General features: G+C 71.7%; 19 protein-coding genes. 11 read left to right on the plus strand and 8 right to left on the minus strand.

The genetic code is table 11. The features are described from left to right. Both ACRDSK_RS18285 and ACRDSK_RS18290 read left to right on the plus strand, forming a co-directional pair. On the plus strand, window positions 1–1,049 hold a 1,049-nt coding region (locus tag ACRDSK_RS18285; protein WP_431442263.1), incomplete at its 5' end, for a YbdK family carboxylate-amine ligase. Continuing rightward, entirely contained in the window at window positions 1,042–2,037 is a 996-nt protein-coding gene (locus ACRDSK_RS18290; RefSeq protein ID WP_431442264.1) for an iron-containing redox enzyme family protein, read from the plus strand. The genes ACRDSK_RS18285 and ACRDSK_RS18290, both read left to right, overlap by 8 nt. Here ACRDSK_RS18290 and ACRDSK_RS18295 read toward each other — a convergent pair. From ACRDSK_RS18295 to ACRDSK_RS18310, 4 genes are all read right to left on the minus strand, one after another. Beyond that, window positions 2,019–2,240 carry a CDGSH iron-sulfur domain-containing protein gene (locus tag ACRDSK_RS18295; RefSeq protein ID WP_431442265.1) on the minus strand — a complete coding sequence of 74 codons (222 nt, stop codon included), beginning with the start codon at window positions 2,238–2,240 and terminating at the stop codon, window positions 2,019–2,021. The genes ACRDSK_RS18290 and ACRDSK_RS18295 overlap by 19 nt on opposite strands. Beyond that, on the minus strand, window positions 2,224–2,871 hold the full coding sequence (locus tag ACRDSK_RS18300; protein WP_431442266.1) for a HemK2/MTQ2 family protein methyltransferase: 648 nt from the start codon (window positions 2,869–2,871) through the stop codon (window positions 2,224–2,226). Before ACRDSK_RS18300 ends, ACRDSK_RS18295 begins: the two co-directional genes overlap by 17 nt. Before the next feature lie 102 nt (window positions 2,872–2,973). Beyond that, window positions 2,974–4,179, minus strand: a complete 1,206-nt coding sequence (locus ACRDSK_RS18305; RefSeq protein ID WP_431442267.1) for a SpoIIE family protein phosphatase — start codon at window positions 4,177–4,179, stop codon at window positions 2,974–2,976. Continuing rightward, a complete protein-coding gene (locus ACRDSK_RS18310; RefSeq protein WP_431442268.1) occupies window positions 4,179–4,958 on the minus strand; it encodes an alpha/beta fold hydrolase in 780 nt (259 codons plus the stop codon). Before ACRDSK_RS18310 ends, ACRDSK_RS18305 begins: the two co-directional genes overlap by 1 nt. A gap of 507 nt (window positions 4,959–5,465) precedes the next feature. On the opposite strand from ACRDSK_RS18310, the gene ACRDSK_RS18315 reads away from it, so the two are divergent. Then, window positions 5,466–9,245: a hypothetical protein gene (locus tag ACRDSK_RS18315; protein ID WP_431442269.1), complete on the plus strand. Its 3,780-nt coding sequence runs from the start codon at window positions 5,466–5,468 to the stop codon at window positions 9,243–9,245. A 9-nt stretch (window positions 9,246–9,254) separates the two neighbouring features. Here ACRDSK_RS18315 and ACRDSK_RS18320 read toward each other — a convergent pair whose 3' ends face one another. The 3 genes from ACRDSK_RS18320 to ACRDSK_RS18330 all read right to left on the minus strand — a co-directional run bounded on the left by ACRDSK_RS18320 (window position 9,255) and on the right by ACRDSK_RS18330 (window position 13,218). Then, a complete protein-coding gene (locus ACRDSK_RS18320; protein ID WP_431442270.1) occupies window positions 9,255–10,823 on the minus strand; it encodes a hypothetical protein in 1,569 nt (522 codons plus the stop codon). A gap of 91 nt (window positions 10,824–10,914) precedes the next feature. Next, entirely contained in the window at window positions 10,915–12,885 is a 1,971-nt protein-coding gene (locus ACRDSK_RS18325) for a hypothetical protein (RefSeq protein WP_431442271.1), read from the minus strand. Between the two features lie 60 nt (window positions 12,886–12,945). Beyond that, window positions 12,946–13,218 carry a hypothetical protein gene (locus ACRDSK_RS18330; protein WP_431442272.1) on the minus strand — a complete coding sequence of 91 codons (273 nt, stop codon included), beginning with the start codon at window positions 13,216–13,218 and terminating at the stop codon, window positions 12,946–12,948. 212 nt (window positions 13,219–13,430) lie between these two features. Here ACRDSK_RS18330 and ACRDSK_RS18335 point away from each other — a divergent pair, with 212 nt between their 5' ends. The 8 genes from ACRDSK_RS18335 to ACRDSK_RS18370 all read left to right on the plus strand — a co-directional run bounded on the left by ACRDSK_RS18335 (window position 13,431) and on the right by ACRDSK_RS18370 (window position 20,859). Continuing rightward, window positions 13,431–15,980 carry a S8 family serine peptidase gene (locus ACRDSK_RS18335; protein WP_431442273.1) on the plus strand — a complete coding sequence of 850 codons (2,550 nt, stop codon included), beginning with the start codon at window positions 13,431–13,433 and terminating at the stop codon, window positions 15,978–15,980. Between the two features lie 61 nt (window positions 15,981–16,041). Continuing rightward, window positions 16,042–16,359, plus strand: a complete 318-nt coding sequence (locus tag ACRDSK_RS18340) for a hypothetical protein (protein WP_431442274.1) — start codon at window positions 16,042–16,044, stop codon at window positions 16,357–16,359. A 4-nt stretch (window positions 16,360–16,363) separates the two neighbouring features. Next, window positions 16,364–17,488 (plus strand): M14 family metallopeptidase, encoded by a 1,125-nt coding sequence (locus ACRDSK_RS18345; protein ID WP_431442275.1) that lies wholly within the window; start codon window positions 16,364–16,366, stop codon window positions 17,486–17,488. Window positions 17,489–17,616: 128 nt separating this feature from the next. Continuing rightward, window positions 17,617–18,015, plus strand: coding sequence for a hypothetical protein (locus ACRDSK_RS18350; RefSeq protein WP_431442277.1), 399 nt, complete (start codon window positions 17,617–17,619; stop codon window positions 18,013–18,015). Continuing rightward, the gene (locus tag ACRDSK_RS18355; RefSeq protein WP_431442279.1) at window positions 18,009–18,722 is read left to right on the plus strand and encodes an ABC transporter ATP-binding protein; all 714 of its coding nucleotides are present in this window, start codon (window positions 18,009–18,011) and stop codon (window positions 18,720–18,722) included. The genes ACRDSK_RS18350 and ACRDSK_RS18355 overlap by 7 nt, the downstream gene beginning before the upstream one ends. After that, a complete protein-coding gene (locus ACRDSK_RS18360; RefSeq protein WP_431442281.1) occupies window positions 18,719–19,972 on the plus strand; it encodes a hypothetical protein in 1,254 nt (417 codons plus the stop codon). Before ACRDSK_RS18355 ends, ACRDSK_RS18360 begins: the two co-directional genes overlap by 4 nt. Continuing rightward, complete coding sequence (locus ACRDSK_RS18365; RefSeq protein WP_431442283.1) at window positions 19,969–20,586, plus strand: hypothetical protein; 618 nt, start codon at window positions 19,969–19,971, stop codon at window positions 20,584–20,586. Before ACRDSK_RS18360 ends, ACRDSK_RS18365 begins: the two co-directional genes overlap by 4 nt. Before the next feature lie 75 nt (window positions 20,587–20,661). Then, a complete protein-coding gene (locus ACRDSK_RS18370) occupies window positions 20,662–20,859 on the plus strand; it encodes a hypothetical protein (protein ID WP_431442284.1) in 198 nt (65 codons plus the stop codon). A 9-nt stretch (window positions 20,860–20,868) separates the two neighbouring features. On the opposite strand, the gene ACRDSK_RS18375 is transcribed toward ACRDSK_RS18370, so the two are convergent. Continuing rightward, a partial coding sequence (locus ACRDSK_RS18375; protein ID WP_431442285.1) for an RNA polymerase sigma factor occupies window positions 20,869–21,941 on the minus strand: 1,073 nt, incomplete at its 5' end.

Consider the following 21,941-nt stretch of genomic DNA (forward strand, 5'->3'; position numbering starts at 1 on the left):
CCAAGGAGCACACGTGCTACTACGCGCACGTGCTCGACACCGACCTGCCGCTCGCGATGGACCTCGTGTCCGATGTGGTCTTCGCCGCACTGCACGCCGAGCTCGCCGCCACCCAGGTCGAGGCGGCGACCGGCCGCTGCGTCACGCTCGACGAGCTCGGTGACCAGCTGCTGCACGCGCGTCACCGACTCGCCGACGCCGCGGGAGACCTGCTCGTCGTGCCGAGCGGGATGCCGGTGCTCGGTGGGGAGCAGGCGACGAGCACGGGTGAGCGGTTCGCGCTGATCAGCGACCGGTTCGCGGCCGTCGTCGCCGACTATCAGGCCTGCGGTTGTCACGTGCATGTCGGGGTCCCGGACGCCGACACCGCCGTCGGCGTCGTCAACCACGTCCGGCCCTGGCTGCCGACGCTGCTCGCGCTCTCGGCGAACTCGCCCGTGCACGACGGCGTCGACACCGGGTACGCGAGCTGGCGGATGGTGGCGCAGACCCGGTTCCCGGGTTCCGGTGTGCCACCTCGGTTCGCGTCGGCCCGCGACCACCGCGCGCGTGTCGCCCGGCTGGTGTCCGCCGGCGTACTGGTGGACGCGGCGCAGTCGTTCTGGCTGGTCCGGCCCTCGGCGCGGCTGCCGACCGTGGAGTTCCGGGTGGCCGATGTGGCGATCGACGTCGACGGCGCGCTGCTGCAGGCGGCGCTGTCCCGGGCGCTCGTGCGCACCGCGCTCGCCGATCTGGCCCGCGGATGCCCGCCGGCCGAGCTGGACGACCAGGTGGCCGCGGCCGCCGTCTGGTCCGCGTCCCGCTACGGGCTCACCGGCCCGGCCGTGCACCCGCTGCTGGCCCAGCGGGTGCCGGCGACCGACCTGGTCGCCGACCTGCTGGACACCGTCCGGCCCGCCCTCGCCGAGACCGGCGACCTCGCCGTCGTGGAGAAGTTGCTGGACCGGCACGTCACCGGCGCCGAGCGCCAGCGCGCCGCGGGGGAGCCGACCCAGATCGTGAAGATGCTCGCGGACGCCGCGTTGCGGAGGGAAGACATCGATGCCTGACACCACCGAGCTGCCGAGACCGCGCGGCCCGCTGTCCGGGGCCGTCGTCGGCCGCCTGCGGCACGGCACGCCGCTGCCCGCCGTGCCGTCCGATGTGGACGCTTTCGGCGCGGACCTCGCGGTGGCCCTGCACACCTGCTACGAGCTGCACTACCACGGCTTCCGCGGCGTGCCTGCCGAGTGGGAGTGGTCGCCGGAGCTGCTGGCGTTCCGCGGCGAGCTGGAACGGGTGTTCCTGGCCGGCCTGCGCGAAGGCGTGGCCGGCGGCGACGACGTGTCCGGCGCGCTCGACGACCTGCTGGTCGAGCCGGTACCGGGCGAGGGAGTGTCGCATTTCCTGCGGGACAAGGGCGAGTGGTGGCAGCTGCGCGAGTACTTCACGCACCGGTCCGTCTACCACCACAAGGAGGCGGATCCGCACGCCTGGGTCATCCCGCGGCTGCGCGGCACCGCCAAGGCCGCGCTCGTGGCCGTGGAGTTCGACGAGTTCGGCGGCGGCCACGGCGAGCGGGTGCACGCCGTGCTCTTCGCCGGCCTGCTCCGCGCGGCCGGTCTGCACGACGGCTACCTGCACTACTTCGACGACGTGCCGGCCCCGGTCGTCGCGGTGGTCAACATGATGTCGATGTTCGGTCTGCACCGCGCGCTGCGCGGCGCCATGGTCGGCCACTTCGCCGCGGCGGAGATCACCACCGCGCCGAGCGCGACACGCATCGACGCGGCCCTGCGCCGTCTCGGCGGCAGCGCGGCCACGACCCACTTCTTCACCGAGCACATCGAGGCGGACGCCGTACACGAACAGGTGCTGCGCCACGACGTCATCGCCGACCTGCTCGCCCGGGAACCAGAGCTCGCCGCCGACGTGGTGTTCGGCATCCAGGCCACCGAGCTGCTCGAGGACCACTTCGGCACGCACGCGCTCGCCGCCTGGCAGGCGGGCCGCTCATCCCTGCTGCGGGAGCTGCCACCTCATCCCGGGCCGTCCTGATCGCGCTCCCGGCGCACCCGCCGCCGGTGGCTCGTGTCGCACAACGGGTAACGCTTGCTGCGCCGGCATGTGCACACCGCGACCACGAACCGGTCGGCGGTCACCGTGCTCCCGTCGGCGCCGGTGAGCTCCACCGGCCCCTCGACGAGCACCGGACCGCCCGGGATCACCCGCACCCGGCGGGCGTCAGAGGGGCCGGTCACCGCGCACCACCACCAGTTCCTCGCTGCGCTGCCCACGGCCGAGCACGCCCCGCTCGCGCAGCAACGCCGCCCGGCCGCGCATCACCGGGCCGAACGGCTCGTTCGCTCGCGCCACCACGGCCGCCTTGAGCCCGCCGCCCCGCAGCTGGCGCAGCGTTCTGTCCACACCGCACAGCGCCGAGTGGACGGTCAGCAGCACGCCGCCGGGCGCCAGTAGCTGCGGCGCCATCGCGCAGAGCCGGTCGAGCACGGCCCGGCCGTCGGTGCCCGCGTCCCAGGCACGCGTCCGACCCCGCGTCGGCACTGCGTCCACGCCCGGCACGTACGGCGGATTCGCCAGCACGAGGTCGAAGGTGCCATCGAGGGACAGCGCGTCGCCGTGCAGCACGGTGACGCGCTGTCCGCGGACGGCCGTGTTGAACCGCGCGGCCCAGACGGCCCGTCTGGATACGTCCACCGCCGTCACCGAACGCGGTGACACCGCGGCGGCGAGCACCGACAGCGCACCGGTGCCACAGCCGATGTCGAGTACCGTGCCGCCCGGGCGCACCCCGGCGAACCTCACAGCGTCTGCCAGCAACCGGGTGTCGCCCTGCGGTCGGTACACGCCAGGCGGTCGAAGTAGAAACATGCGAACGTCTACCTCGGACTTGCCGCACCAAACGCTCGCACCCGGCCGAGGAAGGTTTGGGCATGTCCGCGTCGGGCAGCCCGGCTCGACGAGCACCAACGTCTAGCGGTTGGCGCCCGGAATCGGTGCGTGGATCGCGAGTACGGCCGTGTCGTCCTCGACGCCGTCGCTGAGGTAGTCGAGCAGGTCGCGGATGGCTGCGACGGTGTTGGTCGCGGTCGCGGGAGCGATGGTTCGGGCGAGGTCGAGGAGGGCTTGGTCGCCGTAGCGGTCGCTGCCGGTGGTTCGGGCTTCGGTGATGCCGTCGGTGTAGAGCAGCAGGGTGTCGCCGGGTGTCAGTTCGATGGTCGTGGTCGCGATCTTGGCGTGCGGCAGGGCGCCGATGAGCTGACCGCCGGGGGTGGGCAGGTACCGGGCCGTGCCGTCGGCGCGTAACAGCAACGCCGGTGGGTGTCCGCCGCTGGCGAGGATGATGCGGAACCCGCCGTGGTCATCAGTGGTGAGCAACCCGAGGATGACGGTGCAGAAGGTGGGGCTACGGCCGCGGTGCTGGTCGCGCAGCGCGGCGTTGAGGTGCCTCAGGACGTCGGCCGGATCGGCGGCGTGGACTGCCGCGGCGCGCAGGGTGTAGCGCGCCAGGGAGGTGACCACCGCGGCGGAGGCGCCCTTGCCACAGACGTCGCCCAGGAACAGCCCCCATGTTCCGTCGGCGAGTGGGAAGAGGTCGTAGAAGTCGCCGCCGACCTCGTCGAGGGAGGCGATGTGGTAGTGCGCGGCGACTTCCAGTCCGGGCACGTGCGGCAGAGTCGGCGGCAGAAGTGTCGTCTGCAGGGTGTTGTTGATGCGCCGGAGGCGTTCCCGCTCCCGTTCGGCCTCCTGGCGGGCACGCAGCAGCTCGGTTTCGTAGGCGCGGCGTTCTCGGGCGTCGAAGATGGTGGTGCGGACGAGTTGCGGCTGCCCGTCGGGCCCCGTTCTCACCTTCGAGGTCACCAGGACGGGCAGCTGGTCACCGTCGGCGGTGCGCAGTTCCAGCGCGATGCCGCTGATCTCGCCCTGCATGCGCAGCAGCGGGGCGAAGTGGGTTTCGTGGTAGATCCGGCCGCCGACGGTCAGCAGGTCCGAGAAGAGCCGGCGACCGACGAGGTCGTCGCGTTCATACCCGAGCCAGCCCAGCAACGTGGCGTTGATCTTGAGGATCTGGCCGTCGGGGAGGGTGGACAGGTAGCCGCAGGGCGCGTTCTCGTAGAGGTCCTCGGTGGCTTCCTCCAGCAGCGCCTTCTGGTCGCGGCCGCCGGGGCCCGCGCTCATCACGAAGCCTGCGCGGCGAACTGTGCGATCGTGGCCGCGGTCGCCTCGGGGGCGCTGAGCTGTGGGCAGTGGCCGGTGGCGTCCAGGGTGACCAGCTTGCTGCCGGGCATCTGCGCGTTCATGAAGTCGCCCACCTCCCGTGGCGCGATCGCGTCCTGGGCACACTGGGCGATCAGCGTGGGTACGGCCACCGCGGGCAGGTCGGCGCGGTTGTCGGACAGGAACGTCACGCGAGCGAAGGACCGGGCGATGGTCGGGTCGGTCCGGCAGAAGCTGTTGGTCAGCTCCTCGGTGAGCTCCGGGCGGTCGGGGTTGCCCATGATGACCGGCGCCATCGCGCCCGACCAGCCGAGGTAGTTCGCGTCGAGCGACTCGAGCAGCTCGTCGATGTCAGCCGCGGTGAACCCGCCCCGGTACCCGGCCGCCGGGTCGTCGATGAAGCACGGTGACGGAGCCAGCAACACCAAGCCGGCGAACAGCTCGGGCTCTCGCGCGGCGGCCAGCACCCCCATCATCGCGCTCACCGAGTGCCCCACGAAGACGACCGGCCCCAAGTCCAGCGCGTGGCAGATCTCCAGCACGTCCTCGGCATAGCCGTCCATGCCGGCGTACCGCTGCGCGTTCCAGGCCGCCAGATCCGACTGCCCGGCGCCCACGTGATCGAACAGCACGACGGTGAAGTCGGGCGCCAGCGTCGGCACCACCAGCCGCCACATGTTCTGGTCGCACCCGAACCCGTGTGCCAGCATCACCACCGACCCGCCGGCTCTGCCGGTCACAGTCACATGATTCCTGCGAAGGACGTCCACGCCGCACACTACCTCTCACCCAGCCGGCCCACGGCGACCAAACCCTGTGACCTGGGCGGTCACGCGGTCGCGCGTTGGTCCCACGCGAACATCAGCGCGACGTTGACGAGCACGGTCGCCGCCAGGATCAAGCCGAGAACCGGTTGGCCGGTGAGGACGAGGCCGGTGGCCGCGGCGGCGTTGGAAGCCCGTGTACCCGAGCGCGGCGAGAATGCACAGCTCGAGCGAACCGCACGGCCAGGTTGGCCGCTCGTGGTGCCGAACCGCTCAGGTGTGAGACCGGGCCTTGCCTCGAGGTGGCGAGCCACGATTCGAGCGTCTTCTCCGGCGATCATCGCATCATGCCGGGGAGCAGGGCGAGGTAGCGACGCGCGTTGTCCAGGTTCGGGGTGTGGATTTCCGGACAACGTACTGCTGGTGGGAAATGACGAATGCTGGAACCGTGATGGCGAGGGTGGTTCGCGGGGGAGGGCTGAGGTGCCGCGTCAGGAACGGTCGTTGGAGCAGGATCGCGGGTTGGTCGTGGAGTTCGCGCGGGAGCTTCGCTGGCTGCGGGAGCGCGCCGGGCGGCCGACGTACCGGGAGTTGAGCTCTCGCGCGCACTTCTCGACATCGGCGTTGGCCGAGGCGGCGAGCGGGCGGCGGCTGCCGACGCTCGCCGTGACGGTGGCGTTCGTGCGCGCTTGTGAGGGCGACGTCGCGGAGTGGGAGTCGCGCTGGCGGGAGTGCGCCGCCGACCTGGCCGAGACAGCGGAGGACTGTCCCGACGAGGCTGACGCGCCGTACGCGGGGTTGGCGGCGTTCCAGCGCGACGACGCGGCGCGGTTCTTCGGGCGGGACCGGTTGGTCGACGAGGTGGTCGCGCGGGTCCGCGACCGCCGGATGGTGGCGGTGTTCGGGCCGTCGGGTTCCGGGAAGTCGTCGGTGCTGATGGCGGGGCTGGTCCCTCGCCTGGTGCCGGACCAGGCACGCGGCCGGGCGGTGGTGATCACGCCTGGACCGCATCCGATCGAGGAGTGCGCGGGGCGACTGGCCGGGTTGGTGGGGGCGTCGCCGGCGCAGCTTGTGGTCGAGCTGGGGGATCCGCGTGGTCTGCATCTGTGCCTGCGGCAGGCGGTGGCGAACCGGCCGGACGACCAGGACTTCCTGCTCGTGGTGGACCAGTTCGAGGAGCTGTTCACGGTGTGCGAGGACGCCGGTGAGCGGGCGGCGTTCGTTGCCGCGCTGACCACGGCGGCGACCGAGCCGGACAGCCGGGTCCGCGTGGTGTTGGGGGTGCGCGCGGACTTCTACGGCCACTGCGGCGAGTACCCGGAGCTGGTGGAGGCGTTGCGGGACGGGCAGGTGTTGGTCGGTGCGATGACGGCCGACGAGCTGCGGGAGGCGATCACCGGTCCGGCCGAGGCGGTGGGCTGTCGGGTGGAGACCGCGCTGGTTTCCCGGTTGGTGGCCGACGCCACCGGGCAGCCGGGTGCGCTGCCCCTGGTGTCGCACGCGTTGCGGGAGACCTGGCGTCGTCGCCGCGGCACCGTGCTCGGCCTCGGCGCCTACGAGGCGGCCGGTGGCATCCATCATGCGCTGGCCCGTACCGCCGATGCCGTCTACACCGGACTCGACGACGACCGGAAAACCGTGGCGCACCAACTGTTCCTTCGGCTGACCGCACTCGGCGAGGGCACAGACGACACCAAACGACGCGTCCGCCGCGACGAGCTGGACGACTCGCCGGCCACCGCGGAGGTGCTCGAGCGGCTCGCCGGCGCTCGGCTGATCACGGTCGGCGACGCCGGCATCGACATCACCCACGAGGCACTGATCCGGCACTGGCCACGGCTGCGTCGCTGGCTCGACGACGACCGCGACGGCCTGCGGGTGCACCGCCAACTCACCGAGGCCACCCACTTGTGGGAGGCACACGACCGCGACCGCGGCTCGCTGCTGCGCGGGGTCCGGCTCACCCAGGCCGAGAACCTCGACGCCACCGCGTTGACCGACCGCGAGCGCGAGTTCCGCACCGCCAGCCTCGCCGCCCGCACCCAGGAACAGACGACCGCGCGCCGCCGGGTCCGCCGCACCCGCCAACTCGTGGCGCTGCTGGCGATCCTGCTCGTCGTCGCGTCCGTGTCGCTGGTGTCGGCCGTGCGCGCGCAGGACTCCGCTACCGCACAACGCAACGCGGCGATCGTCGGCAGCGTGCTCAGCGACGCCGACCTCCTCCGCGACACGAACCCGGCGCTGTCCCTGCAGCTCACCCTGGCCGCCTACCGCGCCGACCCGACCCCGCGCGCCCGCGACGCCCTGCTCAACACCCTCGACACCCCATACGCGACCCGCATCGACGGCGGCGAGACGTTCGTCGACTCGGTGCTCAGCCCGGACGGGAGACTCCTCGTCGTCCCGGGATACCGCGAGACCGCGGTCTGGGACGTCTCGGACCAGTACCGGCCCAGGCGGTTGCCGGACGTGCTGCCCCACGGTGAGATCGCGGCGTTCGGGCCGAACCGACACCTGTTGATCAGGACGACGCAGAGCACCTACGAGATCTGGGATCTGCGGGAGCCGCACCGCCCGCGGCAGCTGGGATCGTTCGGCTTGGACGGCACCGAGCTGAGGGAGTACCGGACCGCTTCGGCGGTCGGCTACAGCGGGGACGGACGGTCCGCGGCCACGGTCGACCACGACGGGACGGCCCGCCTGTGGGACCTCACGGATCCGCGGCGACCGCGGTTGCGGGCGCGGCTCCTGCCCGCGGTGCACACCGCGGGCGACTACTACGCCTCCTCCGTGGCGTTCAGCCCGGATGGTGACCGGCTCGCCGTCGCGAACTCGACGAACTCCGTGCACCTGTGGGATGTCACGGAGGCGCGGCCGCGCCGGTCCGCCGCGCTGTCCGGCGACACCGCCGCGTTCACACCCGACGGCCGCACCCTTGCCGTGGCGGGCGAAGACGGTTCCGTCCAGCTCTGGGACGTCGCGGCGCGGGGACAGCGACGGATCGCGTCGTTCACGAACCGGGGAGACGTCCTGTCCCTGTCGTTCAGCGAGGGCACCGGCCTGCTCGCGGTCGGCGACATCAACGGCTCGGTCAGCCTGTGGAGCGTCGCGGATCTGCGGCGTCCGGTTCCGCTGACCGCCGGGGAGCTCGACGGCGGCTCGTCGGCGGCGTTCGGTCCGCGGGGCGACACGCTGTTCACAGCCGCCAACGGGTCGGTCCGGATCTGGGACCTCAGCTCGGTGCTCGTCTCGCACCCGGACTCCGTGATCACCGTGCGACTCAACCACCGCGGCGACCTGCTCGCGACCGGCGGCCGCGACCGCACGGTGCGACTGTGGCGTGTGGACGGTGAGCGGTCCCGGCACCTGGCCACCCTCGACCTGCCCTACCTGCCCCGGTCACTGTCGATCAGTCCCGACGATCGCACGCTGGTGCTCGACGGCGACGGGCCCACGCAGGTCTGGGACATCTCGGCACCCACCCGGCCGGTCCGCGCCGCGAACCTGCCCGAGACCAACAACAACGTGTCGATCGCCTTCAACCCGACGGACACGACCATCGTCATCGCCCACGCGAACCGCACCACCATGGCCTACGACCTCGCCGACCCGTACCACCCGAAGGTGGCCGACGAACTCGCGCCCTACTCGGTCGACGCCGTGGCCTTCGATCCGAGCGGCACGCTGCTGGCGGTCACGCAGTACAGGTACACCCAGGTCTGGGATCTCGGCGCGAGCGTCACCTCCCGCAAGATCGCGACAGGTCCAACCCCCTCCTGGGGCGCGGTCGCCGCGTTCGCCCCCGACGGGCGCACGCTGTCCGTATATCTCAACGAAACCAGGGAGATCCAGCTGTGGGGCATGGGCGAGCCGCGGCGCCCCGACGTCCTCGCCACCTTCCGGCCGCGCATCCCGGTCGACGGCGGACCCCAGAGCGTCGGCCTGCCGCCCGTCTACTCCGCGGACAGCCGCCTGCTCGCCGGTCTCGACGGCGACCGAACCGTCCGGCTGTGGGACGTCAGCGATCCGCGCGAGCCGGCGGACGTCACCGCGTTCGACTTCGGGCACCTGGTCCAGTCGCTGGCCATGACCCCGGACGGCCGCCAGCTGTTCGCCGCAACCGAGGAGAACGTGGTGCAGCGCCGGTACCTGGACGTCGAGGACGTGGCGAAGCGGATCTGCACCATCGCGCACCCGAGGATATCCGCGGCTCAGTGGCGGGAGCACTTCCAGGACCTGCCGTACCAGCCGCCGTGTCGCTGACGGGGCTCATCAGGGGAGTTCGTGGCGGAGGCGGTCCAGCCAGCGGTCGAGGGTGAGGTCGTAGCGGCCGGGGTCGTGGGTGCGCTGGGCCTGGTCGACGGCGGCGCGGACCGGGCCGCGGACCTCGTCGGCCCACTCGGGGAGCACGAAGACGTGCAGGTAGTACTCGGCGCGCATGCGGGTCGTGGCGACCAGCTCGTAGCCGTCGGTGATCTTGGTGATGCTGGTGCCGTAGGCGTTGCCGGGGCGGTGGCCGTTGAGGCTGCGGATGACGATGACGGTCGGGCGGGCCTCGAGGACGCGGGCGGTGGGGTCGGTGCCGTGGGCGATGGGCTCGTCGTTGAGTCCTATGTAGTCGATCGTCGTCCAGCCGCTGTAGTACGGGGTTGCGCCGGCGTCGTGGACGGCGAGCGTGCGCTGGCCGGCGGGCACGTCCGCGCGGGCGAGTCCCAGGCCGATGGGGACGTGCGCGCGAGCGAGGTCGGGGCCGTAGTTGGCGATGATGGGCATGTCGGGTGACTGCACGCCGCCCACCGCGACCCAGCCGACGGCGACCGCGCCCGCGGCGGCGCCGGCCGAGCGCCACGACAGCGAGGCGGCGGCGAGCCCGGCGCCCAGACACAGCACCGGGAAGGCGTGGAAGGCGAACCGGTGGACGTAGTCCATCGTCGGGCCGGAGACCACGTAGGTGAGGTAGGTGGTGGCGACGGTGGTGCACAGCAGCACGCCCGCCCACCGGGTTTGCTTGCGTACCAACAGGAACGCGGTCAATACGAGCAGCGGGGCGAACAGGACGGCCGTGGTCTGAAGCCAGAGCTGTCCGGCGTGGACGTTGCCGAACTTGACGTAGAAGGTGTTCGGGAACAGGTGGCCGTAGTACGACCAGCGCCAGGCGAAGTACGCGAGCCCGCCCGCGGCCGCACCGGCCGACCACAGCCACGCGCGCCGGTCCCGGCGGGCCGGCCACAGCCACGCGGCGAACGCCGGCAGGACGGCGAGCACGCCGTCGGGCCGCAGCATGCCGGCGAGCACCAGGAGCAGCGGCGGCTCCCACACGCGCACCGGCCGGCCGTCCATCGCCCGCAGCCCGACGATGACCGCGCGCAGCACGAGCGCGGCGAACGCGACGGTCTCCAGGCCGCTGGTGATGTGGAAGTAGGTGGGCAGGAACAGGACGAACGCGCCACCGGCGACCAACGCGGCGACGAGACCATGGCGGCGGTGGCAGTACCGGACGAGCATGACCAGGATGGCCGCACCGGCGGCGAACGAGGTCAGCTTCGCGACTGTCGGCAGGTCCAGCCCCAGCCAGGCGAACGGCGTGTGCCAGAGCATCCAGAGGAAGTTGGTGAAGCCCTCGACCGGGTCCTCGCCGACGTTCCAGACTGGTCCGTGTCCGGCGGCCAGGTTGGCAGAGTACCGGAAGGTGATGAACGCGTCGTCGATGGTGAAGAACCACGCCGCCCGCACGCCGAGCAGGAACAGCACACCCAGCCCGGCCGCCGCGTACAGCCAGCTCCGGCGCGGCTTCGCGGGTGGTGGAACGACGTCCGCCGCCGACTCCGACACGACCGCCACCGACAGCCCCCTCCTCAAACTGAGGGTAGAAGCTATCACTCGATCGGGTGACCAGCGGTTGGCGTACTCCGGCCGACGCGCAACGGATCGGCTAGCGCGTTGGCAGGATTCCCTCGTAGCCACGGAGTGCCCTGACCTGCGGGCCGCCGCCGTCGGAGGCACTGGAGGCACTGGAGGCACCGCCGGCCATGCCGCGCAGCCGGGTCGCCGCCTCCTCCAGGTGGTACGCGCCACCGCCCAGCGCCACCCACATGCCCACCTCCGGGTGCAGCAGGGTGGCCGCCGCGTCGTTGTCGGTGTCCGAGATCGGGTAGTTCACATACACCGCCGTCTCGCCGCGCACCGTCATCGGCGCGCCGCCGGTCGTCCAGTCGACCCGGACCTCGACCGTGTACCGGCCCGGACGCTCGAACGCGAAGCCGTTGGTGGACCAGAAGACCCGGCTCTCGCCGCGCAGTGACGCGCCCGCCGCGAGCGGCGCGATGCGCGTGCGCTCGCACGAGATCACGAGCGGCGCCACCTCTCGGCGTCGCCCGGCCGGGTCGATCACGGTGATCTTCGCGTAGGTCGACTCGGTGGTCACCTCGCTCGGCACGGCCGCGTCGGCGTCCCCGCTGTTCCTGAGCTCCCAGCTCAGCCGCACCGGCTCGCCCAGCTCGACGCGGTCGTCGGCCGCCGCCACCTCGAGCGCGAGGAGCTCGGGTCCGACCTCGAACCGGTCGGCGGAGGGCACCGGCGTGAACGCCCACGACGCGAACGTGTGCCCGCCGGGCCGAACGACAGGGTCGGGGAAGTGGGACAGGTGGCGCCGGACGTTCGCGTTCACCGACAGCCGGATGTCGTCCGGGAACACGCCCGGGTCACCCGAGGTCGCGGTGCCGAGCACGTCCGCCACGCTGGGCGTGGTGGTCATGATCGAGTTGTCCGCGCCGACCTCCTGCTCCTGGTGGATCTGGTTGAAACCGTGCACCACCTCGTGCGACGCGCTGCGCAGGAACGCGCGCGGCACGTCTCGCTGCCGCTGGTCCGCCGCGACACCGAAGTTGGCCGAGTCGCCGCTCGGATAGCCGTCGTCGGAGTAGCTGACCACGCCCTCCCGCGGCACGGTGATCTGGTCGTACATCTTGCCGCGGGCGCAGCCCATCGCCCCGGGCACGACCAGCACGTGCATACGCCAATCGGCATCGAGGTCGGCGCCGGTCCTCCTGATCGACTGCATGAGCGCGTGCAGGTCGGCGTCGTCCCAGCACGCCTTGTGGTCCGGGACCGTGGCCGGCACCGGCACCGCGGTCTGGTCGTAGACGACCGTGGCCGCCCAGCCCGCCGAGGCCATCATCGTCTTGAAGCTCTCCGAGCCGAAGGAGCCGGATGTGCCGGGCGCGGGGACCGGCTGCGGCGACACGGCGTCGACCAGCGTGTCGACCTCGATCGTGCACCGGCGCAGCGCCGGCGCCACCCAGCCGAGCGTGATGGTGCCCTTGACGATCCCGCCCCGCACCCACTGGCCCTCGTAGTAGTTGCCGGGCCACTGCGCGGACGGCGCCGCCTTCTGCCGGAACCGCAGCACCGCGGTGCGGCTGCCCGGCGCGGCGGGGAACGTCCCGTTGAACGTGCCGGCGGGCGGCTGCGTGTAGTCGTACTGCTCGACCGTCACCGCGGCCGTGGTGTGGCCCTCGTGGCCCGCCACCAGCAGGACCGACGTGGCCTTCAGGTAGGAGTGGTACCGGTGCCTCGGGTGGATCGGGATGCCGAACCGCCGCAGCAGGCCCGGGCCGGGCGTCGTGTCGGCGAGAGCCCGGCCGACCATCCCGTCCGTCTCGTCCTCGTCGGCACCGATCGGGAACCGGTACAGGTCGCCGCTGACGACGAGCCGGCCGTCGCTTCGGTCCACCCGCAGCGTGCCCCGGTAGGTCGCGAAGCCCAGCGCCGGTCGCACCGTCAGCCGGTAGCAGCCATCCGGCAGGTCGACGGGCATGACCGCCCTGGCCGCCTCATCGGCGAGCTGATCCCCGGCGTCCGTGATCGGTTCGGCGAGGGGAACCGAATATTGGGTACTCGACACTTCGACCTCCTTGGCGTGACGCCCGTGCGGCCACCGCGTGGCCACAGTGAGAAGAGGTCGCTAGCCGATCCTGTGATACGTGATCGGATATCCGCTTTCGCCGGTGATGGTGAGCTCGTCCCGGTCGACTTCCACCGAATAGGAGGCGCTGGCGTCATTCGCCAACGTCATCGTCAAGATGTCACCGGCCAACGTGAACGAGCCGGCGTCCCAGACGATGAAGCCCTGACCAGGCGCCTTGCGCGCGGCGTAGCGAGCCCCGGCGAACTCGATCTCGCCCGGGAACATCAGCGGGTCGTGGCCGAACCTGGCGTCCGCCACCAGCCGCGACACGTCCGGCTCCGTCGTCCGGCGCCACCGGCCTTCGAGGCCCCGCTCGCCAGACGTCACGGCGGGATGCTACTCCGCCGAACCTGGCCGACCAACTATTCGTGATTGTCGGAAATATCGACCCACTCGTATTTCCGACACGACCTCAGAACTCTTCCCGATGACACATATGTAGCCGCCGCCGAATGAGGGCGGTGTCGAGGAAGGGATCGCTCATGATCCGAGAATACGTCGTCCGTGGTGTACGCAAGACGGTCGACGAGATCGACGATGTCGTCGCGGTCCAGGTCACCGCGAACGACCGCGGCCAGCCGGCCGCGGCCGCCTCCGCGTTCGGCGCCGAGGCCGCCACCGACAGCGCGGGCATGAACCCGGAGACCGCGGACGCCTTCCGCAACGCGCGCTGGGTCTTCGTCGCGCCGACACAGACGGCGGTCCGGGCGATGGACGAGCCGGAGGCGGTCACCGACGCCGACACCGCCGGCAAGCTGGTGCGCAAGCCGAACGGCCGGTTCGGCATCGTGACGAAACGGCTCAACGTGCAGCTGCGGGCGGACCTGCCCGAGGCGGACGCCGAGGCGGCGCTGGCCGAACACGGGTTGCGGCTGCTGACCAGACTGGACTTCGCGCCCAACCTGTACGAGGTGGACACGACCACCCACGCCGACTCGCTCGAGGCCTCCGTGGCACTGAGCGAGGACCCACGGTTCACCCTCGCCGAGCCCAGTCTCGTCGAGCACGTGCCGGGGCGGTTCACGCCCTCGGACCCCCGCTACGGCGAGCAGTGGCAGTGGTCGAACACCGGTCAGAACGGCGGCACGGCCGGCGCGGACGTTCATGCCGAGGCCGCTTGGGACCGGACCAGGGGCGCGGACATCCGCGTCGCGGTGATCGACAACGGGTTCACCCCCGGCCACGAGGACCTCCAGGCGGGTGTCCTCGCCGAGTCGGGCTTCTACAAGTCGACCGGCGGTGCCCCGCCGTCGTTCGTGCAGGGCACCAACGGGATGCCGAGCGGCGACCACGGCACCTTCTGCGCGGGGATGGTCGGCGCCCGGCAGAACAACGGCGCCGGCGGCTGCGGCGCGGCGCCGGAGTGCGGGCTGCTGCTGGTGGCGTGCCTCAACGACCAGGTGGGCGACCAGACGACGTTGGCCAAGGCCGTGTCGTACGCGGCGAACCACTCCGACATCATCGTGTCGAGCCTCGGGCCCAACGGGGCCGACTGGGATCTCACGGTGACGCTGGACCTGGCGTTGCAGTTCGCCGGGACGCAGACTCGCGGTGGCCGTGGCGTCGCGATCTTCTGGGCCGCCAGCAACGGGAACAACGTCGACGTGCTGAAGGACGAGGTCGTGTCGCACCCCGACGTGATCGCGGTCGTCCGGTCGACCCGGCGGGACCTCGAGCACAACGCGGCCCGCGGTCCCGAGGTCGAGCTGATCGCGCCGGGCGTCGACGTGGTCAGCACGACCGGCAACGGCGGCTACGGCACCAGCACCGGCACGAGCTTCGCCGCGCCCGCAGCCGCCGGCTGCGCCGCGCTCGCCCTGTCGGTGCACCCGTCGCTCACCCGCGACGAGCTGCGCCAGATCATGCGCGAGTCGGCCGACAAGATCGGCGGGGTCGCCTACGACGCGAACGGCCACAACAACGACTACGGCTTCGGCCGGGTGAACGCCCAGCGAGCCGTCCAGCTCGCGGAGTCGACGCTGGGGAACCAGACGGCCAACTCCATCGCGCTGGTTCGGCAGACGCCGGGTTGGGACACGATTCCGGTGGCGTTCTCGAACGGCGATGGCTCGTGGAATGTCACGAATGGTGGGGCGCCGGAGTTCGTGGCGGATTGGGCGCATCAGCCGGGTGTGCGCCTGGTTGCGGGGGATTTCAATGGGAACGGGTTGACGGATGTCGCGTTGGTTCGGCAGACGCCGGGTTGGGACACGATTCCGGTGGCGTTCTCGAACGGTGACGGCACGTGGAATGTCACGAATGGTGGCGCGCCGGAGTTCGTGGCGGAATGGGCCCACCAGCCCGGTGTGCGGTTGGTCGCGGGGGATTTCAATGGGAACGGGTTGACGGATGTCGCGTTGGTTCGGCAGACGCCGGGTTGGGACACGATTCCGGTGGCGTTCTCCAACGGCGACGGCACCTGGAACGTCACGAACGGTGGCGCGCCGGAGTTCATCGCCGACTGGGCCCACCAGCCGGGCGTTCGGCTGATCGCCGGTGACTTCAACGGTAACGGCCTGACCGACTTCGCGTTGGTTCGGCAGACGCCGGGCTGGGACACGATCCCGATCGCGTTCTCCAACGGCGACGGCACGTGGAAGCTCACGAACGGCCCGGCGCCGCAGTTCGTGACGGACTGGGCACACCAGCCCGGTGTGCGGCTGGTCGCCGGTGACTTCAACGGTAACGGCCTCACGGACATCGCGTTGGTTCGGCAGACGCCGGGCTGGGACACGATTCCGGTGGCGTTCTCCAACGGCGACGGCACCTGGAACGTCACGAACGGTGGCGCGCCGGAGTTCATCGCCGACTGGGCCCACCAGCCCGGTGTGCGGTTGGTCGCGGGCGACTTCAACGGCAACGGGCTCGCGGACATCGCGTTGGTTCGGCAGACGCCGGGCTGGGACACGATTCCGGTGGCGTTCTCCAACGGCGACGGCACCTGGAACGTCACGGATGGTGGCGCGCCGCAGTTCGTGGCCGACTGGGCGAGCGTGCCCGGCGTCCGGCTCGTGCCGGGTTCCTACAAGTAACTCGCTACGGCGGCGGGGCATCGGCGAGGTGTCCCGCCGCCCTTGGGACAGGTGGATGCGAATGACCGACGAACCGATCTTCCGAGTGCGACTGGAGGCCGCGGCCCTGGCCGACCTGCGGACCTACCTCGACGAGCTGGACCCCGACGTCGGCTGCCGACCGGTGGCCAAGAAGTCGGCCGACGGCTTCACCATCGACGTCCATCTGCCGGAGTCACAGCTGGCGACCGCGCGCGGAACCCGAGCCGCGAACCGGGTCTCGGTCGAGGTGCTGGAGAACGAGACCGAGGCGGGCCTTGCGCGGCAGGCCGAGGTCGGCGCGGGCAACCGGTTCGCGGCCAGGGGAGACATCCCACGCGGCCTGGGAATCAAGGAGTAGTCCGATGACCTACCTCAATGTCGACGAGATCTCCGCCGCGCTGCAGAGCTTGGCGGTCGCCTACCCGGGAGCCGCCGAGCTGATCACCTGTCCCAATCTCACGCACGAGGGCAGGCCGGTTCACGTTCTGCGCATCGGCACGTCCGGCTCGTCCGATGTGGACGGCGTGCTGCTGCTGGGTGGCGTGCACGCCCGCGAATGGGTGCCACCGGACGCGCTGGTGTCGCTCGCCGCGGACCTGCTGGAGGCGCACCAGCGCGGTACCGGCCTCGCCTACGGCGGCCAGCAGTTCTCGGCGGCCGACGTCGGCCGGATCGTCAGTGGTGTCAACCTGTTCGTCGTCGCCTGCGTCAACCCCGACGGGCGCCGGCACAGTCAGACCGCGGACCCGATGTGGCGCAAGAACAGACGCCCGCATCAGAACGGCGGCAGCTGCGTCGGCGTCGACCTCAACCGCAACTTCGACTTCCTGTGGGACCACGTCGCGAAGTTCGCGGCCGACTCCGGCGTGCGGACCTCCACGAACCCGTGCGACCGCGACGTCTACCGCGGGCCGGCGCCCGCATCCGAGCCCGAGACCCGCGACATCGTGTGGCTGCTGGACTCCTTCCCGCTGATCCGGTGGCACATCGACGTGCACAGCGCGGTGCCGGTGATCCTGCACAGCTGGGGCAGCGACCAGAACCAGACGACGCAGCCGGCGCAGAACTTCCTCGCCACGGCGTTCGACCAGGTGCGCGGCAGGCCGGATGACAACGCCTACCGCGAGTTCATCACGCAGGCCGACCTCGACGTGATCACGGCCCTGTCGACGCGGATGAAGGAGGCCGTCCGCGCGGTGCGCGGCGACGACTACGCCGTCGAGCAGGCCTACGGGCTGTACCCCACCTCCGGCGCCAGCGACGACTACGCGTTCAGCCGGCACGCCGCCAGTCCGGGGCAGGGCAAGGTCTACGGCTTCTGCATCGAGTGCGGGCACACGTTCCAGCCGGCGTGGCGCGAGGCCGAACACGTGATCCGCGAGGTCAGCTCGGCGATGGTCGCGTTCTGCGCGGCGGTGTCGACGGTCTCGCCGCTGTCCGCGTCGAACCCGGCGGACTCGATCGCTCTGGTGCGCCAGTCGCCGTAAGTGATTCCCTATTGTCGAAATCCCTCGATCGAGTGGGAAGGGCATGCATTGTTTGCCGGCCTCAGTCGTTCCTGAGTAGCGTATTCGTCGGTGGATTCTCCACCGTTTCGAATTCGAGGGGAATTGACATGGGGATTCGGAAATACGCGCTGGGGCTGCTGACGGTCGCGGCCCTGGCCGTGGGGAGCGCGGCGCTCGCGTCGCCCGCGTGGGCCGGCACGGGCGAGGCCGCGACCGGCTGCGGGTTGCACGCGAGCAAGCCCTCCACCAGTGGCTCGACGCTGCGGGGCACCGGCTCGCGGCAGGGGTGTTCGGACACCGTCACGTACTTCTGGGTGCGGGTGTACAAGGCCGTCGACTTCTGGCCGGACGCGGAGAAGGCCGTCAAGGGCCAGCAGTACGTGCAGAACGGCAACCTCACCGCGTCCGGCGGGTGCGACGGCCGGGGCGAGCACTACACGTACACGTCCACCGCGACCGGAGCGAGCGGCAGCGAAGTGGAGTCCGGTCGAGTCGTGCTGTGCTGAGCATCCAGATCCAGGGAGTCGTCGCCGGGTACGGGCGGCGGCAGGTGTTGCGGGGAGTCGACTGGGACGTGCGGCCCGGGGTGACCGGGCTGCTCGGACCGAACGGGGCCGGGAAGACCACGCTCCTTTCCGTGCTGGTCGGGCTGTTGCGGCCCAAGGCCGGCTCGATCGCGGTGCGCGGTGGTGAGGACGTCCGGTTCGGGTTCGTGCCGCAGCGGTTCTCCATGGCGGGTGGGATGCGGCTCTTCGACGCGATCTCCTACACGGCCTGGGTCAACGGCGTGGCACGCGCCGACCGGGACGCGGCGGCCCGGCGCGCCCTGGCGGCCGTCGACCTCACCGACAAGGCCGAGGACCGGGTGAAGACGTTGTCGGGTGGGCAGCGCCAGCGTGCCGGCATCGCCGCCGGGCTGGCGCACGAGCCGGACGTGCTGGTGCTCGACGAGCCGACCGTGGGGCTCGACGCGGGCCAGCGGTGGCGGGTGCGGGACCTGATCGTCGAGATCGGCCGCACCCACCCGGTGATCGTGTCGACGCACCTGCTGGAGGACGTGTCCCACATGTGTGAGCGGGTCGGCGTCCTCGCCGGCGGGCGGCTCGTCTTCGCCGGCACGGTCACCGAGCTCGAGGCGCCCGACGGCTCGCGGGCGCGCCGGTCGCCCATCGAGGCGGGGTACGAGCGGCTGCTCGAGGCGAGTGCCGAATGAGGCGTGCGTGGTGGCCGCTGGGCCCCGCGTCGGTGGTGGTGCCCGCCGTCGCGATCGTCGTCGTGGTGCTGGTGATGACCGGGCCGATGCTGGGCTGGCCGTATCCGGTGTGGGTGCAGACCTCCGCGCAGTTCCACCAGCAGTTCACCTGGGCGGGAATGATCGCCGCCACCTCGGCCTGCTGGTACGCGGTGGTCCTGCACGCGAAGGACCGGATCTGGGTGCGGCCGGGCGCGCCCCGGCTGGGCACGCCCGCCGTCGTCCGGCACCTCACCACGTTGACCTGCTGGTTCGTCTGCGCGTACCTCGTCGCGCTGGCCCCGCTGGTGGTGGCGACGGTGGTCGCGGGCGGGCTCGGCACGCCCGACCCGCTGGCGATGCTGTCCGGCGTGCTGGCCATGGTCGCGGCCGTGGCGCTCGGGTACGCGCTGGGCGCCGTCGTCCCGTCGGCGGCGACGGTGCCGCTCGTCGCGGTGGGGTGCTACGCGTTGCTCGTCGCGGGCAGCGCGGATGGCGAGCGGCTCGCGACCGTGGCGCCGGTGCTCTACCTCGAGCCGGAGCTGGGGCAGCGGGAGTCGTTGCCGCTGCTGGCTTTCCGCATCGCGTTGTTCGTCGTCGTCACCATTGCCGCCGTCGCGCTCGCGGGTCGGGTCGTTGCGCGGGTTCAGCAGTGGCGCTCGCTCGTCGACGCCGCGGTGTACCTGGCGGTTCCGGCGGTACTGGTCGCCGCCTCGCTGGTCCGCCAGCCGGTGGTGTTCGTAGCCGACGCCGAGTCGCCCACGGCGTGCACCGAGCAGCGCGGCATCCGCTACTGCGTGCACAGCGACAACCGTCCTCGGCTCGCCGAGCTGGTGCGCGGCATCGACCCGGTCATCGCCCGCTTCGGCACCAAGCCCGCGAACGTCGACCAGATCTGGGACCAGTCCTTGACGTTCCGGCCGATCGACGCCGAGCGTGCCCGCGGCGTGGAGCTCGCCTGGCTCGAGCCGGACGGCACCGTCGAGTCGGAGATCGCCACCACCGCGGCCGGCGTCTACGCGTGTGCTGCGGCGCAACGGTCCGAAGAGGACACCGAGCGCCTCACTCAGGTCGCCCTCGACGTCAGCGAGTACCTGCGGACCGGCACGCCCGTCGGGACGCTGTCGACGATGTCCGCCGCGGAGGTGCGCGAATGGCTTGCGCGGCATCAGGACCAGCTGCACGCGTGCACGCTCACCCCGGACCAGCTGCCCGGCTCGCGGGCGCGATGACCCGAGTGTTGCTGGCCAGCCGCTCCGCCCAGTGGGTGCTGCTCGCCGCGGTCGCGATGTGGGCGCTGGCCGTGGCGATCGGCCGGCGGGCGCTCGAGATCGACCTCTCCGCCACGTTTCCGCCGACGAAACCGGCGGTCGTGGAGCTGTGTGGCGTCGTGACGGCCACCCTGCTCGCGATCCTGACCCGGCCCCGGTTCTGGGAGTGGGACCGCATCGCGCGCGGCGCCCGCCCGCGAGCCGTGGCCGCCGCGGTCGCGGCGTCGGTGATCGGGCTGTCCGCACTCTGCGTGCCGGCGGTGGTGCCGTGGCTGCCCGCCGGCGCGTCGTGGACGTGGGTGCTGGCGAATGTGCTGGCGCTGGGCGCGACGGTGCTGCTGTTGACGCCGCTGTGCAACCCGCTGCTCGCGGGTGCGGTGACGGTCGTGGCATGGTTCGCCGCCGCGGTCACCGCCAACCTCGCGCCCGGGGTCTGGCTGCCGCTCGCCGACTACGGCGTCCAGAGTGGACGGTGGGCCGTCGCCGGCGCGCTCGTCGTCACGGCCGTCCTGGTGCACGCGGGCACGTGCGGCAAGACCTCCTGGGCACACCGCCAGTTCGACGCGGAACGCTGATGAACCGCTCCGCCAAACGGGGCGATACCCGAGGTCGCACGACACGCGCCACGCGGCTCGCACGACGCATCGGACATGGGACAGCGCCTGGGCCACGTGGACCGAGCGATCACCGACGTGGTGGCGGCCTTCGCGACGTCTCTCCACGGGATGGCCGCCAGCGTCGGCGAGTGGGCGCGGAACGCACGGCTCGCGGGCCCGGATGACGCAACGGACCCGTTCGACGCGGACGGCTACGACTGGGACACCGACCCCGACGGCCGCGTCTGGTAGCCCGGCCCGCTACCGAGAGCCGAGGTTGGCGATCTTGCCCGCCAGCACCGCCCGTTCGGCCACGTTGCCGCACAGCTCCAGCGCGTGTGACAGCTCGACGCGGGCCTCGTCGGTGCGGCCCAGGCGGGTGAGCAGCTCCCCGCGAACCGTGGGCAGCAGATGAGAGTGCGCCAACGAACCGGCCTCCGCCAGCTCGTTCACGATCGGCAGCGCGGAGGCCGGTCCCTGGGCCATCGACACGGCCACCGCGCGGTTGAGGTCCACCACCGGAGACGGCGCCAGCCGGGCGAGCGCCTCGTAGAGGAGCACGATCCGCTCCCAGTTCGTCGCCTCGACCGACGGGGCCAGGGCGTGACACTCGGCGATCGCCGCCTGTAGGCCGTACGCGCCAAGGCCCCGGCCGACCTCGCCGGCACGGGCCAGGGCGGCGCGGCCGCGGCGGATGGCCGCACGGTCCCACCGGCTGCGGTCCTGGTGCTCGAGCAGCACCGGCTCGCCGTCCGGGCCGGTGCGGGCCGGGAAGCGCGCCGCGCTGAGCTCCAGCAGCGCGAGCAGGCCGAAGACCTCGGGCTCGTCGGGCACCAGCCGACTGAGCACGCGCGCCAGGCGCTGCGCCTCGCTGGCCAGGTCGAGCCGGATGAGGTCGTCGCCGGAGCTGGCCAGCGACCCTTCGGTGAAGATCAGGTACACGACGCTGAGTACCGAACCCAGCCGTGCGGTCCGCTCCTCGGGCGGCGGCACCTCGAAGGCCACCCGGGCCGCGGCGAGCGTCTTCTTCGCCCGGGTGATCCGGGCCTGGACGGTCGCGGTCGGGACCAGGAACGCCTTGGCGATCTCGTCGCTGGTCAGGCCGCCGACCACGCGAAGGGTGAGCGCTACCCGCGCCTCCGGCGACAGCACCGGGTGGCAGGCGGTGAACATCAACGCGAGCACGTCGTCATCGATCTGGTCCGGATCCCACAACACGTCCTCCGCCGGGTCGGGCGGCGGACCGCCGGCGTGGGCGCCGCCCTCGCCCAACTGGTGGGCGAGGGCGGCGTAGCGCTCGTCGAGCGCGGCGCGCCGGCGGAACCCGTCGATCG

The sequence above is a fragment of the Actinophytocola sp. genome, assembly GCF_050699915.1.
GTDB lineage: Bacteria > Actinomycetota > Actinomycetes > Mycobacteriales > Pseudonocardiaceae > Actinophytocola.

What these genes read in the sequence shown, in the direction of transcription:
- ACRDSK_RS18335 (WP_431442273.1), top strand. Translation starts at nt 13,431, where the DNA reads ATGATCCGAGAATACGTCGTCCGTGGTGTACGCAAGACGGTCGACGAG.
- ACRDSK_RS18365 (WP_431442283.1), top strand. Translation starts at nt 19,969, where the DNA reads ATGACCCGAGTGTTGCTGGCCAGCCGCTCCGCCCAGTGGGTGCTGCTC.
- ACRDSK_RS18370 (WP_431442284.1), top strand. Translation starts at nt 20,662, where the DNA reads ATGGGACAGCGCCTGGGCCACGTGGACCGAGCGATCACCGACGTGGTG.
- ACRDSK_RS18345 (WP_431442275.1), top strand. Translation starts at nt 16,364, where the DNA reads ATGACCTACCTCAATGTCGACGAGATCTCCGCCGCGCTGCAGAGCTTG.
- ACRDSK_RS18340 (WP_431442274.1), top strand. Translation starts at nt 16,042, where the DNA reads ATGACCGACGAACCGATCTTCCGAGTGCGACTGGAGGCCGCGGCCCTG.
- ACRDSK_RS18350 (WP_431442277.1), top strand. Translation starts at nt 17,617, where the DNA reads ATGGGGATTCGGAAATACGCGCTGGGGCTGCTGACGGTCGCGGCCCTG.
- ACRDSK_RS18290 (WP_431442264.1), top strand. Translation starts at nt 1,042, where the DNA reads ATGCCTGACACCACCGAGCTGCCGAGACCGCGCGGCCCGCTGTCCGGG.
- ACRDSK_RS18360 (WP_431442281.1), top strand. Translation starts at nt 18,719, where the DNA reads ATGAGGCGTGCGTGGTGGCCGCTGGGCCCCGCGTCGGTGGTGGTGCCC.
- ACRDSK_RS18300 (WP_431442266.1), bottom strand. Translation starts at nt 2,871, where the DNA reads ATGTTTCTACTTCGACCGCCTGGCGTGTACCGACCGCAGGGCGACACC.
- ACRDSK_RS18305 (WP_431442267.1), bottom strand. Translation starts at nt 4,179, where the DNA reads ATGAGCGCGGGCCCCGGCGGCCGCGACCAGAAGGCGCTGCTGGAGGAA.